This is a genomic window from Haemophilus sp. SZY H68 (assembly GCF_018829685.1).
Taxonomy (GTDB): Bacteria; Pseudomonadota; Gammaproteobacteria; order Enterobacterales; family Pasteurellaceae; genus Haemophilus; species Haemophilus haemolyticus_K.
The window spans coordinates 452879-468293 of record NZ_JAHKKB010000002.1 but is presented as its reverse complement, the minus strand read 5'-3'; the positions used below and the strand labels follow the sequence as shown (position 1 = coordinate 468293).

12 protein-coding genes, 1 rRNA gene and 1 riboswitch are annotated in these 15415 nt (G+C 38.2%); of the genes, 2 read left to right on the top strand and 11 right to left on the bottom strand.

The features are described from left to right. Positions 1-10: 10 nt before the first annotated feature. Positions 11-126, top strand: a 5S ribosomal RNA gene (gene rrf / locus KP712_RS06195). Positions 127-885: 759 nt separating this feature from the next. Here the strand turns inward: rrf and bioB are convergent. The 4 genes from bioB to thiB form a co-directional block, all read right to left on the bottom strand. Then, positions 886-1884, bottom strand: coding sequence for a biotin synthase BioB (gene bioB / locus KP712_RS06190; protein WP_048952691.1), 999 nt, complete (start codon positions 1882-1884; stop codon positions 886-888). A gap of 120 nt (positions 1885-2004) precedes the next feature. After that, the gene (gene thiQ, locus KP712_RS06185; RefSeq protein WP_048952692.1) at positions 2005-2652 is read right to left on the bottom strand and encodes a thiamine ABC transporter ATP-binding protein; all 648 of its coding nucleotides are present in this window, start codon (positions 2650-2652) and stop codon (positions 2005-2007) included. Next, complete coding sequence (gene thiP / locus KP712_RS06180) at positions 2636-4252, bottom strand: thiamine/thiamine pyrophosphate ABC transporter permease (protein WP_111408024.1); 1617 nt, start codon at positions 4250-4252, stop codon at positions 2636-2638. Before thiP ends, thiQ begins: the two co-directional genes overlap by 17 nt. A 4-nt stretch (positions 4253-4256) precedes the next feature. Beyond that, the gene (thiB, locus tag KP712_RS06175; RefSeq protein WP_111408025.1) at positions 4257-5255 is read right to left on the bottom strand and encodes a thiamine ABC transporter substrate binding subunit; all 999 of its coding nucleotides are present in this window, start codon (positions 5253-5255) and stop codon (positions 4257-4259) included. A 51-nt stretch (positions 5256-5306) separates the two neighbouring features. Further along, positions 5307-5394: riboswitch (TPP riboswitch) on the bottom strand. Between the two features lie 387 nt (positions 5395-5781). Between thiB and KP712_RS06165 the strand changes: the two genes are divergently transcribed. Continuing rightward, complete coding sequence (locus tag KP712_RS06165; protein WP_111408026.1) at positions 5782-6159, top strand: DUF305 domain-containing protein; 378 nt, start codon at positions 5782-5784, stop codon at positions 6157-6159. A 28-nt stretch (positions 6160-6187) separates the two neighbouring features. Here the strand turns inward: KP712_RS06165 and KP712_RS06160 are convergent, their stop codons facing one another. The 7 genes from KP712_RS06160 to murJ all read right to left on the bottom strand — a co-directional run bounded on the left by KP712_RS06160 (position 6188) and on the right by murJ (position 15269). Continuing rightward, complete coding sequence (locus tag KP712_RS06160) at positions 6188-6535, bottom strand: helix-hairpin-helix domain-containing protein (protein WP_065250343.1); 348 nt, start codon at positions 6533-6535, stop codon at positions 6188-6190. Between the two features lie 170 nt (positions 6536-6705). Next, positions 6706-7650 carry a 4-hydroxy-3-methylbut-2-enyl diphosphate reductase gene (ispH, locus tag KP712_RS06155; protein ID WP_111408027.1) on the bottom strand — a complete coding sequence of 315 codons (945 nt, stop codon included), beginning with the start codon at positions 7648-7650 and terminating at the stop codon, positions 6706-6708. Continuing rightward, on the bottom strand, positions 7647-8162 hold the full coding sequence (gene lspA / locus KP712_RS06150; protein ID WP_111408028.1) for a signal peptidase II: 516 nt from the start codon (positions 8160-8162) through the stop codon (positions 7647-7649). The genes ispH and lspA overlap by 4 nt, the downstream gene beginning before the upstream one ends. 69 nt (positions 8163-8231) lie before the next feature. After that, positions 8232-9791, bottom strand: a complete 1560-nt coding sequence (locus tag KP712_RS06145; protein WP_111408029.1) for a phosphoethanolamine transferase — start codon at positions 9789-9791, stop codon at positions 8232-8234. Positions 9792-9867: 76 nt separating this feature from the next. Further along, positions 9868-12693 carry an isoleucine--tRNA ligase gene (gene ileS, locus KP712_RS06140; RefSeq protein WP_215770705.1) on the bottom strand — a complete coding sequence of 942 codons (2826 nt, stop codon included), beginning with the start codon at positions 12691-12693 and terminating at the stop codon, positions 9868-9870. A 28-nt stretch (positions 12694-12721) separates the two neighbouring features. Continuing rightward, positions 12722-13648 (bottom strand): bifunctional riboflavin kinase/FAD synthetase, encoded by a 927-nt coding sequence (gene ribF / locus KP712_RS06135; protein WP_215770704.1) that lies wholly within the window; start codon positions 13646-13648, stop codon positions 12722-12724. A 46-nt stretch (positions 13649-13694) separates the two neighbouring features. Next, positions 13695-15269 carry a murein biosynthesis integral membrane protein MurJ gene (murJ, locus tag KP712_RS06130; RefSeq protein ID WP_065265471.1) on the bottom strand — a complete coding sequence of 525 codons (1575 nt, stop codon included), beginning with the start codon at positions 15267-15269 and terminating at the stop codon, positions 13695-13697. Positions 15270-15415 lie beyond the last annotated feature (146 nt).

The window sequence follows — 15415 nt, the reverse complement described above, 5'->3', positions numbered from 1 at the left end:
AAAGAATTATCCTGGCGGCGATAGTGCGGTGGAACCACCTGACACCATACCGAACTCAGAAGTGAAACGCTGTAATGCCGATGGTAGTGTGGGGCTTCCCCATGTGAGAGTAGGGCACCGCCAGGTTACTAAATACAAAGCTAAATTAAATAAAAACAGAAGAACCCCAGTTGAACTACTGGGGTTTTTGTTTATGGATTTTAACTAACAACTATTTATTTGAAGTAGATAAGATAGAATAAAGCAAAGCAGAATAGAGAATAAAATAAAAGATAAAAAAACCAGTCTAAAGGCTGGTTTTTCTATTTTTATAGCCATATTTTCGTTTGGCTATAAAAAACATACGCTATGCATATGGAGTCAAATAGCTTAAGCGATTAACAGGAAAAATCCTTGCTATATAATGAACAATTCTGACAACCAAAATTCAACATATAGGACGATTATAATAGTAAGTAAAGTTAATGACGACTGGAGTCTATAACTTACAAAATGGAATGATAAGTATTATATTGTTTTTATTCCGAAGTACATAAGAAAAGTAAGCAGGAGAAAACCAATTTATAGAAGGTGAAGATTAGATATAGGGCAAATATTCGAACGGTTATATGTCTATAAAAATATGAGATAATTGGAGCGTGTATAATGCCAGACATATATTCATATGTTTTTGCTCTCTTTAAGGGAAGGTAAGAAAATAATTAGATAGATTGTCAATTCTCACAAGCCCTTTTAAGGGCTTGTGAAGTATAGAGCTTTATAAGAGAGCCTAAAAATTGACGTTTTGTGCGAATTGTTATTGGCTACTGGAAAAGTATTATGATATATAGAAATAAAGAAAAGAGTAGATTAATACTTAATTTCTCAGCTATCTAACGCAAACTACTACTTTTTATTTTCCTCATTTTCTGGCTCTAAATCTAATTTTGCCATCAATAACTGATCACCATCTTCTTCTGGATTGCCCGTGACAAGTAATTTATCACCATAGAAAATCGAATTTGCACCAGCCATAAAACACATTGCTTGCATTTCTTCACTCATACCACTACGGCCTGCAGAAAGGCGAACATAACTTTTTGGCATGGTAATACGTGCAACAGCAATCGTTCGCACAAATTCTGTCCAATCTAATTCTTCCGCATCGGCTAACGGTGTACCTTCAACCTTAACGAGTTGATTAATCGGCACTGACTCAGGTTGCGGGTCAAGATTTGCAAGGCTCGCGATTAACCCTGCCCGTTCTTTGCGAGTTTCATTCATCCCCACAATGCCACCACAACACACTTTTAATCCAGCTTTGCGTACTTTTCCTAACGTGCTAAGGCGATCATCGAAACGACGAGTACCAATCACTTCTGCATAATGTTCTGGCGCTGTATCAAGATTATGATTGTAATAATCTAAACCAGCTTCTTTTAAATCTTCTGCCATACCGTCTTGCAATAAACCAAAAGTACCGCAAGTTTCTAAACCAAGCGATTTCACTGCTTTAATAATTTCTGTGACTTTCTCAATATCTTTTGGCTTAGGGCCTCGCCAAGCTGCGCCCATACAGAAACGCCCCGCTCCACGCGCTTTCGCAATTTTTGCTTTAGCAACAATCTCATCAACATCTAATAATTGCTGATTTTGTACGCCAGTATGATAACGGGCTGATTGAGGGCAATAACCACAATCTTCTGGACATCCCCCCGTTTTGATAGACATTAACGTGGATAACTGAATCGCTCGAGGATTAAAATGCTTGCGATGAACTTGCGCAGCACGGTAAACCAATTCCAAAAATGGCGTTTCAAATAACGCCTCAACTTTGCAAACAGACCAATATTCAACGCTTGGATGTGGTGTAATGGAGTTAATTTGTAGTTTTTCAGTTAACATATTTTTCCTTTGAAAGTGCGGTGAATAATCACCGCATTTTTGTATCTTATATTCATTCAGTGTATAGGCTAGTATCGATAGCTATTGAATAAATTCATCGGTTATAAAATCTATATAATTTTACGTCTCTTTTTGCAATTGACTTATCTGACCATTTTCCACCAACAATACTCGATCTATCGTATCAACTAATTCCGATGGTTGATGAGTAACAAGTAACAACGTCAGATGTTTCTCATCACAAAGTTTGGCAATTAAAGCAAGCATTTCTACACGAAGTTTCTGATCTAATGCGGAAAAAGGCTCATCTAATAACAAGATGGGTTTATCTCGCAACAAACAACGAGCCAATGCCACTCGCTGTTTTTGCCCCCCAGAAAGAGAATTCGGTAAACGTTGTAAATAATCGCCCAATCCTACAGAACAAGCGACCTGTTCAATTTTTTCCTGTTCAAGTGCTGTTAATTTTAAAGAGGGTTTTAAACCCAACGCAAGATTTTGCTGTACGGTTAAATGGGGAAATAAATTATTTTCTTGAAATAACATGGAAACCGGACGCTCGTAAGGTGCACTACGAGTATGATTTTTATCGCTTAACCAAATTTCTCCTTGATGAGGAAATTCAAATCCAGCGATTAAATTCAATAACGTACTTTTCCCTGCCCCACTTTCACCAATAATTGCGACACGTTCGCCAGCATTTACGCTCAAATTAAAGCACATCGGTAAGGTTTTATCGTTCAAAATCACATTATTTAGATAAATCATTGGCATCCCTATGTGTGTGAATAAAGGCAAACAATACTCCACAAAGCAATAATAAAATCCCTGCCGTTACAGCTGCATCTTGAGTACGATAATTACCTAGCTGCTGATATAACAAGTGCGGTAGAGAAGTAAACTCTTGATTGCCGAACAACGCAATAGCCGTAAAATCCCCTAACGATAGCGCCAAGGCTAAAGCAAAAGCATAGCGCAATGGTGCACGTAAAGTTTGCCACTCAATCAGATAAAAACGTTGCCAGCCCAAAATTCCCAGACTATTACACAGATTTTCGTAATAACGCATATTGTTATGAAAAGGTGCGCTCAAAATATGTATAACAAAAGGCATTGCACTTAATGCATTGCAAAATACAACTATGGCAAACAAATCAACATTTGAAAAATCCCGCTCTTGTAATAATAAAAATAGCCCCATTGCGAGTACTAAAATCGGGATTGCCAAAATCACCATTCCAGCATTAATAATAAATTGAGCAATTTTCTGATAATGTAACCATTCTAAACGGCGTGATAAAAGCAGTAAGGCAATCGCCATCATTAATGCAATCAATGCAGATAATGGTGCAATAGAAAGAGAATAACCTAACGCACGCCAAAGTTGAGAATTATGCCAAACAGTGAGCAAACTTGGTGAACTCAATGCGCTGATAAGAATATTCAATACTGGCGAAAAAAGGAAAAATACAAAAAGAAGTAAGACAAAAACATGGAAAATTTTGACCGCACTTTTAGGTTTCTCAAACCAAGGATGGCTATTACTCAAGCCATTTTGATTAGAAGGTGAAAAACGCGATGTCAAGCTGAATAAAATTAAGCAAAATACAAATTGCAACATGGCAAAAAGTGCTGCTTTTGGCAGATCAAATTCAAATAAAATCGCTTGGTAGATTGCTGTTTCTAATGTTGTATACTGAGGCCCACCGCCTAGCGTAAGAACAACTGTAAAACTGGTGAAGCAAAGCATAAAAATCAAGCTAAATGTGGGCAAACATTGTTGACGAAAAACAGGCCATTCCACTAATTTAACAAATTGCCAACCTTGTAAATTGAGTTGCGCAGCAAGCTGACGTTGCTGATAAGGAATACTTTGCAAACTTTGTAAGAAAAGCTGCGCTGCGAGCGGGATATTGAAAAAAAGATGGGCAATTAAAATTCCCGAAAGTCCGTAAATATGTCCCTGCCACTGCATTCCAAAAAGGTTAGCAAACCAAGCTAACCAACCGCTTGAACCATAAATGCCGATCAAACCAAAAATTGCCACTAAAACAGGTAAGACGAAAGTTAGCGACATTAATTTTAATAGCCACTTTTTTCCTGAGAAGGTTTGATAAAACAATGCTCGAGCGAGAAGCAGACCAAAAAAAATAGATAAAACGGTAGAAAGTAAGGCTTGTCCAAAACTGAAAAGAATTAGATGCTGTAGGTAATCATCCGTGAACCAAGTTTTCCATTGTAACTCATCGCCCAATGCAAAGATCGAACTTAATGCGCTACCATAAAAAAGAGTAATAAAGCTAATAACAACAACGCCGCCCACATAATGACGAGGGCGGAGTTGTGGATAATGAAATAACGACAACATCAAACTATTTTGTTAATGTAGTTTGCCAAGTGCTAATCCAATTTTTTAAGTGTTCCGCATTCACCATTGGATTAATTGGAGTTTGAGTTTTTTGTTGAGCTTTAAGTGCATCAAAGTGCGGTTCAATTTCACCTTGAATGACTGGCAACATAATATTGGCTGTCACAATATGTTTTTGTGCCGTAGGTGAGATTAAAAATGCCATAAAATCATCCGCACATTGATTTGGATGGTTGGCGACTCGAGCCGCTAATTCTACTTGAGTGATATGCCCTTCCGAAAAATCTGTCGCTGCATAATTATCTTTTTTCTCAAAAAGTTGGTGATAAAGTGGTGATGTGCTGTAACTTAACACTAAATCCGCTTCGCCTTTTAAGAATGCACCGTAAGTATCTGACCAGCCTTTACCCACTGTTACCGTATGCTTATCCAACGATTTCCAAGCAGATTGAATTTTATCGGCAGGGTAAATGGCATTCATCCAAACCAATAAACCACGACCCACACTGCTGGTGCGAGGATCTTGATAAATTACACGGATATCTTGACGTTCAACCAATTCTTTCAAACTTTTCGGCGGGTTTTGTAATTTAGTTTTATCGTACACAAAAGCATAGTTACCGAAATCAAAAGGCAAAAATGTTTCATTCGTCCATTTTGTTGGTAAATCCAGTTGAGTTAAATCCACTTTATTTGGCGCGAAAATACCTGTTTTTTCAGCTTGTTCTAAAACAAAGTTATCTAAACCTAGCACAATATCTGCTTTGGTTTTCTTTCCTTCCAAACGAACTCGATTGAGTAACACACCACCACTTTCAAAAGGCGTAAAATTAATAGCGCATTGTGGGTGCGCTTTTTCAAAATCTTGTTTTACTTTTGGACCAGCTCCCCACTCAGAAGCGAAAGAATCATAGCTATATACGTTAACACTTTGCTGTGATTGAGCTAATGCTGCGGTGGAAAAAAGTGTGGTAGAAATTAAGGTTAATTTAAGAAGTTTCATTATTACATCCTTATTTATATCAAAAGGCAGCAATAATGACGGGAAGGAGATAAGGTTGTATTCCTAGTTTCCTACGTCAGTATTAACTGTTTCAGGTTCACGGGTATGATCTCAGCGTATTGCACCCCGACTAGGCCTTTTAGTGTATTAAAATTTACTAAGATTGCCAACGGATTTTTAAAAAGAAATAAACTTTCTACATTGGGGGAAAAAATAAAAAAGCCCTGTAAAACAGGGCATCTATAAGAGGTTTTAAAATTTAAAAGTGATTCGATTCGGCTTTCAATGCCTAAATCTGTCTGAGAAATGACTTCAAAACCGAAATCACCTAACACATCTGCCATTTCTTTTACTTTGCCTTTATTGCCCGTGACAAGTACAATTTTTTGCTTCGTGATGCTGTCCCTCATATCAAACATTGTCTTATTTTAGCATCTCACCAAAAATTTTCGGAATAAGTATTGACTTTAACCTTAGGTCAAGGTTTATGATTTGTGCTCATTCAGTTATCACATAGGAGAAAAACATGAAAAAACTTATGACTTTTATCACACTTAGCGCTGCTGCAGTTTCAGTTTGTGTACAAGCTAATGAACAATCGCATCAAGCACACATGAATATGCCAATGTCGACAAATTCTGCAATGCAACAAGAATTAATGCAAGGTATGAATCAAATGCATCAAGACATGATGGCAGCCTCTCAATATAAAGATCCTGATGTTGCTTTTGCAGCAGGTATGTTGCCACACCATATTGGCGCAGTAAAAATGGCGGAAGTTGAATTAAAATACGGAAAAGATCCTGAGATGCGTAAGCTTGCTGAGAATATTATTAACGCACAACAAGCGGAAATTGAACAAATGCAAAAATGGCTTAAAGTGCACAATAAAAAAGCCCTGTAAAACAGGGCATCCATAAGCGGTTTTAAAATTAAAAAGTGATTCGATCACGGTTTCTTTCAAGTGTTGCTTTACCAATCCCTTGCACTTCTAATAGTTGTTCAGCACTCGTGAAATTACCGTGTTTTTCACGATATTGCACTATCGCTTCTGCTTTTTTTGCACCGATTCCTGTTAAGGCTTTTTGAATTTCACTAACGGTTGCCGTATTGATATTCAATTTATCACTCACAGTAGCCGGTGCAACTTGAGCCTCAGTTTGAGTAGCCACAACAGGTTGAACAGCCTGCTCTGCAGTTTTTTCCTCAGCAAAAGCCGAAGAGGCAACCAGTGCGCCACACAATACAACTGAAGTAAATAATGTTTTCATTAATTTCATAGAGGTTTCCTTTTAATATGAACATGTTGACGAGCATATCAACACAGTCATTTTTTATGCTTTCAAGAAAACGCTCAAGATTCTTACCGCACTTCTGCGATTCAGATCGCAAATATTCTTGATTTTAATGAAAAAACAAAGGGCTTATCATTTACGACAAGCCCTTAGTATTAGTTAACTTCTTTTATTCTCAGCTCTTTTGGAACTTCAAAGAACATATTTTCTTCTAACCCTTGTAGTTCTTCTATGGTATTCGCACCAAACTCTTTTAAGCGGGAAATAATCGATTGGACTAATTCTTCTGGTGCAGACGCGCCGGCTGTAATCCCAATGGTTTTCACATCATTAAACCAATCCGCTTGAATATCGGAAGGATCATCAAGAAGCTGCGATTTAACACCCATTCGAGACGCCAGTTCAGCTAAACGATTTGAATTTGATGAATTTTTAGAACCCACCACTAATACTAAATCAGATAATTTTGCCAATTCTCGCACCGCTTCTTGACGATTAGTTGTCGCATAACAAATATCGTTTTTATGTGGCCCTTGAATAGCGGGATATTTTTCCTTTAATGCGGCAATGGTTTCAGCCGTATCATCTAGCGACAACGTTGTTTGCGTCATAAAGGTTAAATCATCGTTTTCTTTCATTGGCAAACGCGCAATATCTTCTACTTTTTCAATCAGGAAAATACCGCCATCTTCGTTGCTATACTGCCCCATCGTGCCTTCAACTTCAGGATGCCCTTTATGCCCAATCAAAATTGCTTTTGTTCCCTTTCGACTTGCACGAGCAACTTGCATATGCACTTTTGTTACCAAAGGACAGGTTGCATCAAATACTTTGAGATGACGATCTTTCGCTTCTTGTCGAACAGCCTGAGATACTCCATGTGCAGAAAAAATAACGATAGCACCATCAGGCACCTCGCTTAATTCTTCCACAAAGATCGCGCCACGATCACGCAATCCGTTTACAACAAATCGGTTATGCACCACTTCGTGACGAACATAAATCGGTGCGCCATGAATTTCTAAGGCTAGTTCAACAATACTAATGGCACGATCTACACCGGCACAAAATCCTCGTGGATTCGCTAAAATTATCTTCATTTCTGACCGCACTTTTCTGCTTGTTTATCTTGTACTTTTTTCTTTTCGCTCTTAAAAGCATCCAATGCTAATAACCCTGCACCAATACAAATGGCAATATCGGCGATATTAAACACAGGATAATGGTAAATATCCCAGTAAAAATCAAAGAAATCCACGACGAAACCATTGTAAGCACGATCCACCATATTCGCTAACGCCCCTCCAATAATGAGTGCATAAGCAGAATTTTGGATTTTTTGTTTGGCATTATTTTTTGCTAAAAAATAAACCAACATGCCAGAAATAGCTAATGCTAACAAAATAAAGAAATATTGTTGCCAGCCACTATGATCCGCTAAGAAACTAAATGCCGCGCCATAATTGCGAACATAGGTGAGATTGAAAACAGGCAACACATTAACACTTTCATACAAATCAAATTTTTGCACCACAATGTATTTAGTGAGCAAATCAACCACAAAAGCGACCGCACTTAACCATAAAAATGAAAGCCCTGATTTTTTGGACATAATATTTCCCTTTTAAAAAAATTGCGCTAATTCTAGCATAAGCCGATAAATGATAAAGCACGATCTCATTTACTGAACGACTTCGGGTAATTTTGCTGGATCATCAGCCAACTCTTTGACATTCACCACTTTCTTCCAATCAAATACCTTAATTTCCTGTTTTTCAGGATGGAAGAAATACACGCCTTGTAAATGTTTTTCCTTAATTCCCATCCAATCAGCAAAACCATAAACAAAATTAAATGCAGATTGTGGCGTTTTTATTTTTTCTACCTTTTGGCTATCACTCGAAAACATAATGAAAGGAATTTCATAATCTTGTTTATAAAGATTATTTGGATGCAATGATAAGCCTTTAGAATCCTCATAATGAGCAAGCCCATGATCAGAAAAGTAAATCACCGAATAGGGTTCATTTTGTGCCACCAATTGTGAATTTAATTTTTCTAAAAACTGATCTGTATATTTAATCGATTCTAGATAACAAGACATAGATTGATTAATAAAATAATTTTTAACCTCGTACGGAAGACGCTCACAAAAGGCGGGATGTGAGCCCATTAAATGAATCACAATTAATTTTGGATTCGTAATATTTTCTTTTAAGGCTTTATCTAATACAGGTAACATTTCATCGTCATAAACTTTTTTAGAGTTATAACCTAACGGCTTCATAAAAATCGTTTCATCCGCACTTTGACCAATACGAGAGGCCATCGTATCAAATTCCCCAATTTTGCCTTGATTAGAAATCCAATAGGTTTTCACGCCCGCTTTTTTGGCTAAAGAAATAATATTATCTGTATAAACCGTTTCCCCTTTTTCTGCTCGATACAAGGTGCGTTGTAAAGACGGTTGCGTATTTGGTGCCGCAGAATAATAGTTTTCAAAAACTGTGCCTTTCACACTTTCTAAAAATGGCGTGGTTTTCAATGGAAAGCCATATAACGACATATAATCTTTTCGCATGCTTTCACCGATAATCAAAATATAATTTTTATACTTTGGCGTGAAAGATTGAATATCCCATTGAGAAGGCGCATTAACGGATTGATTTAGAAAATCTCGTTGTTCTAAATACAGATCATTCATACGATCAAATTCTGAGTAAAACAGAACAGGATAAAAACGGAATTTATACGCATAGTTCCAATCAGAAAATTGATTGTAAGAAAAAACTAATAATAGGCTGATAACAGCCGTATTTAGCCATTTAAATGCTTGTTGTTTGGCATGAAAACTTAATTTCATTAAAGCAACAAACAGAATTAGATAAGTAGCTTGAAATAAAAATATCCAAAAAGGAATGGTTGTATAATATTCCAAGGTTTCGTTAATATTCGTTTCATAAACAGAAGCGATAATACCCAAAGATGGAATACCATAGAAAAAACCAGCAGAGCAATAAAAGAGCGCGCTGAGGAATAATACAGTGATTAATATTCGTCCAACCCAAGGGGTGAAATAAAAAGAAATCGCCGTGATAACAAATAAAATTGCGTAATCTGAAACAGGAATATTCTCACTTAATACATTACCCAACCCCATATTGGTAAAAATGGAGAAAACAAGCAATAAGAGATAAAACCACATTGTTTTTGAGCGAATCATTTCTTTTCCTAACATCATCTCTACTTCCTTTTGTACAAAAGTAAAAAAGTGCGGTTAAAATCAACCGCACTTTTCTGTTTTACAACGAATTTAATTATGCAAAATGGCGTACTTCACCATTACCCGCCACATTTTCTACACAACGTGGACAAAGTGTTGGATGTTCTGAATTTACACCAATTTTGTCAGAATAATGCCAGCAACGCGGACATTTTTCACCGTTAGAACGAGCTACGCTTACAGCAATACCTTCTAACTCACCCACAACCACATCCGCAGGTTTGTCTGCTAATGCTTTCACTTCTGCTTTTGAGGTGATTAACACGAAACGTAATTCATTGCCTAATTGTTCTAACAATGCACGATATTCGTCATTAGCGTAAACGGTCACTTCAGCTTCTAAACCGCCACCAATCACTTTATCGTTACGCGCAATTTCTAATACGCGGTTCACTTCTGAACGAACTTTAATGAGTTGTTGCCAGTAAGCATCATCTAATTTTTCATTCTCACCTAAACCAAATAAGCCTTGGTAGAATTCTTCAGTAAATACGAATTCTGCACGACCACTTTCGGTTTGTGGCAAGTGTTGCCAAATTTCATCGGCAGTGAAAGATAAAATCGGTGCCATCCAGCGAACTAATGCTTCCGCAATATGCCATAACGCAGTTTGACAACTACGACGAGCAAGGCTATCTGCTTTGGTTGTATATTGACGATCTTTGATAATATCAAGGTAGAACGACCCCATTTCCACAGAACAGAAACGCATTAAACGTTGTACCACTGTGTGGAATTGATAGTTATCGTACGCCTCTTTGATTTCTTTTTGCGCATCTAATGCACAAGCTACCGCCCAACGATCTAGGCTAATCATGTCTTCTGGTTTGACTAAATCACGTTTTGGATCAAAACCATTTAAGTTCGCTAATAAGAAACGTGCGGTGTTACGAATACGACGATAGCTGTCCGCTGCACGTTTTAAGATCTCATCAGAAACAGTCATTTCACCGGTATAGTCGGTAGAAGCCACCCATAAACGTAAAATGTCACCACCGAATTTATCCATGACTTCTTGTGGAGTCACGATGTTACCGATAGATTTTGACATCTTACGGCCTTGACCATCCACGGTGAAACCATGGGTTAATACTTGTTTGTATGGTGCTTTGCTGTCTGTTGCGGTAGAAAGCATTAAAGAAGACATAAACCAACCACGGTGTTGGTCAGAACCTTCTAAATACATATCAATATCTTGACAGTTAAATTCTGGGCGATTCGCGACAACAGAAGAATAAGTTGATCCTGAGTCAAACCATACATCAAGGGTATCAGGCACTTTGCGATAGGTTTCTGCGTCCTCACCTAATAATTCTTTTTCATCTAAATCCCACCATGCTTGAATACCGGCTTTCTCCACGCGTTTAGCCACTTCTTCAAGTAATTCTAAAGTTCGTGGATGAAGTTCTTCGGTTTCTTTGTGCACGAATAAGGTCATCGGCACGCCCCAAGTACGTTGACGGGAAATACACCAGTCTGGGCGGTTTTCAACCATTTTTTCGATACGTGCTTGACCCCAATCTGGAATCCAGCGAACTTGTTTGATCTCGCCTAATGCTTGTTGGCGTAAACCTTGAGTTTCCATACCGATAAACCATTGTGGTGTCGCACGGAAAATAATCGGGGTTTTGTGGCGCCAGCAGTGTGGGTAGCTGTGTTTGATTTTCTCAACTTTTAATAAGTTGCCCACTTCTTGTAATTTTTCAACAACCAATGGATTGGCTTCAAATACACCTTTGCCTGCAAAGAATTCAGTGGTCGAAATAAATTTACCGTCGTTACCCACTAAACCAGCCATAGGGATATTGTATTGTTTACTCACAATAAAGTCATCTAAACCGTGGTCTGGCGCAGTATGTACTAAACCTGTACCACCATCAGTGGTAACGTGATCACCTAAAATTACTGGTACAGTGAAATCATAGAACGGATGGTTAAAGCGTACTAACTCAAGCGCTTGACCTTTTACTGAACCTAAAATTTCAACTTGTTCTACGCCCACGGCTTTCGCTACGGATTCAACTAATTCAGTGGCTAAAATCACACGCTCATCGCCAAGTTGTACTAAGTTGTATTCTAAGTCTGAATTTACCGCAATCGCACGGTTAGATGGCATTGTCCAAGGAGTAGTAGTCCAAATCACCGCAGATAATTTGCCATGGCCTTTGCCTTGAGCAGCAAATTTAGCTTCAATTTCATCCGCACTTTCCGCTGGGAAACGCACGTAAATTGACGGAGAAACTTTATCTTCGTATTCCACTTCTGCTTCAGCCAAAGAAGAACCGCAGTCTAAACACCAGTGAACTGGTTTTGAGCCTTTGTATAAATGGCCATTCGCAATCACTTTACCAAGAGTACGGATGATGTTTGCTTCGGTGTCGAAGTTCATCGTTAAATAAGGATTATCCCAATCGCCCAACACACCTAAACGGATAAAATCTTTTTTCTGACCTTCTACTTGTTCCGCAGCATATTCACGACATTTTTGACGGAATTCAGCCGCCGTAATTTTCTCGTTTGGTTTACCTACTAAACCTTCTACTTTTAATTCAATTGGCAAACCATGACAGTCCCACCCCGGGATATAAGGCGAATCAAAACCTAATGCCGTTTTGGATTTAATAATAATATCTTTCAGAATTTTGTTTACTGCGTGACCAATATGAATGTTACCGTTCGCATACGGAGGACCATCATGCAGAATAAAAGATTTTTTGCCTTTGCTCCCTTCACGAATTTTTTGGTAAAGATTTTTCTCGTACCAATTTTTCAACATATCAGGTTCGCGCTTAGCTAAATCACCGCGCATTGGAAAGCTGGTTTCTGGTAGGTTAAGAGTGTTTTTGTAATCGACTGTCATTTTATTTTCCAATTTTTACATTTTAAAATTAACTGTTAAAAAACGCTTTCGCAGTTTCTACGTCTTTCTCAATTTGTACTTTCAAATCATCAAAAGACGGGAATTTAATCTCGTTTCTAATCTTGTGGCAGAATTCGACTTCCACCATTTGGCCATAAATATTCTGAGAAAAATCAAACAAATGAACTTCTAATAATTGCATTAATCCATTTATAGTTGGGCGTTTTCCCATGTTGGCGACGCCATTAAAAATCTCGCCTGACTTCAACCGCACTTTTACGGCATAAACGCCTTTGATTGGATTGACTTGTCTATGTAAACGAATATTGGCCGTTGGAAATCCTATTGATCTGCCTAACTTATTACCATGGATCACACGCCCGAAAATACGATAAGGTTTACCGAGTAAATTTTCTGCAAGTTCTAAATTATCATTCGCTAATGCTTCTCGAATTGCAGTGCTACTAATCCGCTGCTCATCTAGACAAAAGCTACGGTTATCTTCAACAATAAAACCGAAACGCTGACCAGCTGCTTGCAACATTGCAAAATTGCCTTGGCGTTTTGAGCCGAACTTGAAATCATCGCCAATGCTTAAAAATTTCACATGTAGATGATTAACAAGCGTTTGTTCAATAAAAACATCGGCTGGTTGCTCAGCAAAAGTGCGGTCAAATTTCGCCACAATTACAACATCAACCTTGGCCTTTTCGAGATAATAAATTTTGTCACGCAAACGCATTAAGCGCGCTGGTGCATTTTCTCCCATAAAATATTCACGAGGCTGTGATTCAAACAACAATACCGCCATGGGTAAATTTAATTCGTCAGCTTTTTGGCGCAAATGGCGAAGGACTGCTTGATGCCCTAAATGCACGCCATCAAAGTTGCCGATCGTTAGCGCACAACCTTGTAAAACACGATTTGCATTATGAAGCCCACGAATTAATTGCATGTCCTTATCCATGAAAATAAGAGAATTTCGGCATTATAGCGAGAAGTTAGTTTTTTGTCAGCAAATGGTGCTTGCGAACGCCCAATAAAATCAACGTTGCTCCATAAACTATTGCGGCTAATACAATCAACCAAACAAGCCAATAAACACGCATGAAGAAATCCATTTTCGCCCATTGGTTGATTTCAGGCACGTAATACCAAACTGCTGCGCCCATTGCGATTGCTGCCAATAAAACTTTTCCAAAAAAGACCGCACTTTTACGTGAAAAATGATAGACATCCGCTTTGGCTAAGCCGCGATAGAGTAAATAGGCATTAAGGGTTGCCGACATTGCTGAAGCAATAGCTAAACCCACATAACTGAAAGGAATCGCCAATAAGTTAAACCCCATATTACTCACCATGGCAATAATGCCGATTTTTACTGGCGTTTTGGTATCTTGGCGGGCGTAATAGCCATTGGCGAGGATTTTAATCAACATAAAGCTAAGTAAACCCGCATTAAATGCCCATAAAGAATAAGAGGCGGCATGAACATCATTTAGCATGAAATTTCCACGCATAAATAGCGTAAGTAACATCGGTTGAGCCAATACTGCAATACCAATGGCTGCGGGAACGCCAAGTAGTAAAATCATTCGCACGCCCCAATCCATTGTATTACGAAAATCAACCGCACTTTTAGCTGAATCGCCTTCACGATTAACATGGTGGCGAGCAAGTGTTGGCAAAATTACGGTAGAAATAGCAATACCAAATAAACCGAGAGGAAATTCCAGTAAGCGATCGGAATAATACAACCAGCTAATTGAACCTGTCATTAAAAAGCTTGCAATCACTGTATCCAGCAAAAGATTAATTTGACTTACCGATACACCAAATAACGCAGGGATCATTAATTTGCGAATTTTAGTTACGCCTTCATCCCGCCAAGCCCATTTGGGTTTCACCAGTAAACCGGCTTGTTTCATAAATGGAATTTGAAATAAGAACTGTAATAAGCCGCCTAGAAAAATACCGATAGCCAATGCAAGATCTGGATTATCCATTTGTGGTGCAAGGAAAAGTGCGGTGGCAATCATCGCTATATTTAATAACACGGGTGAAAAGGACATCACGCCGAATTTCCCAATCGTGTTAAGCACAGCTCCAGAAAGGGCTACAAAAGTGATAAACCATAAATAGGGAAAAGTTATTTTAAGAAGAAGAGAGGCTTGTTCAAATTTATGTGCATCAGGGCCATCATTCATCCAATCGGTAAACCAGCCCATCCCAAATAAAGCAGCAACGACAGGCGAACCAACCATCGCGAGGATCGTAACAATACTCACCAATCCTCCAAGGGTACCAGAAACTTTTCCAATAAATTCTCGGGTTTTATTAATATCACCAGATTTTTGATATTCTGCGAGAACAGGGACAAAAGCCTGTGAAAAAGCCCCTTCAGCGAATAAACGACGAAGAAAATTTGGAATACGATTAGCAAATAAAAAAACGTCCGCCGCAGCACCTGCACCAATGAGATGAGCGATAACTACATCGCGCACAAGACCTAACACTCTTGATAATAAAGTCATAGAACTAACAACAATGCTAGATTTTAAAAGTCGTTTACTCAAAATATTCTTCTCTACCCTAAAATTTTTGCCTAATTGTATAGAAATTTTGTTTTTACGCTATATTCCGTGAAAAAAAACTGATAAAATCCGCCGCACATCGTTTGTGTGAGCCCATATTGAAAGAGCTTGTAAAAATAACGATACTT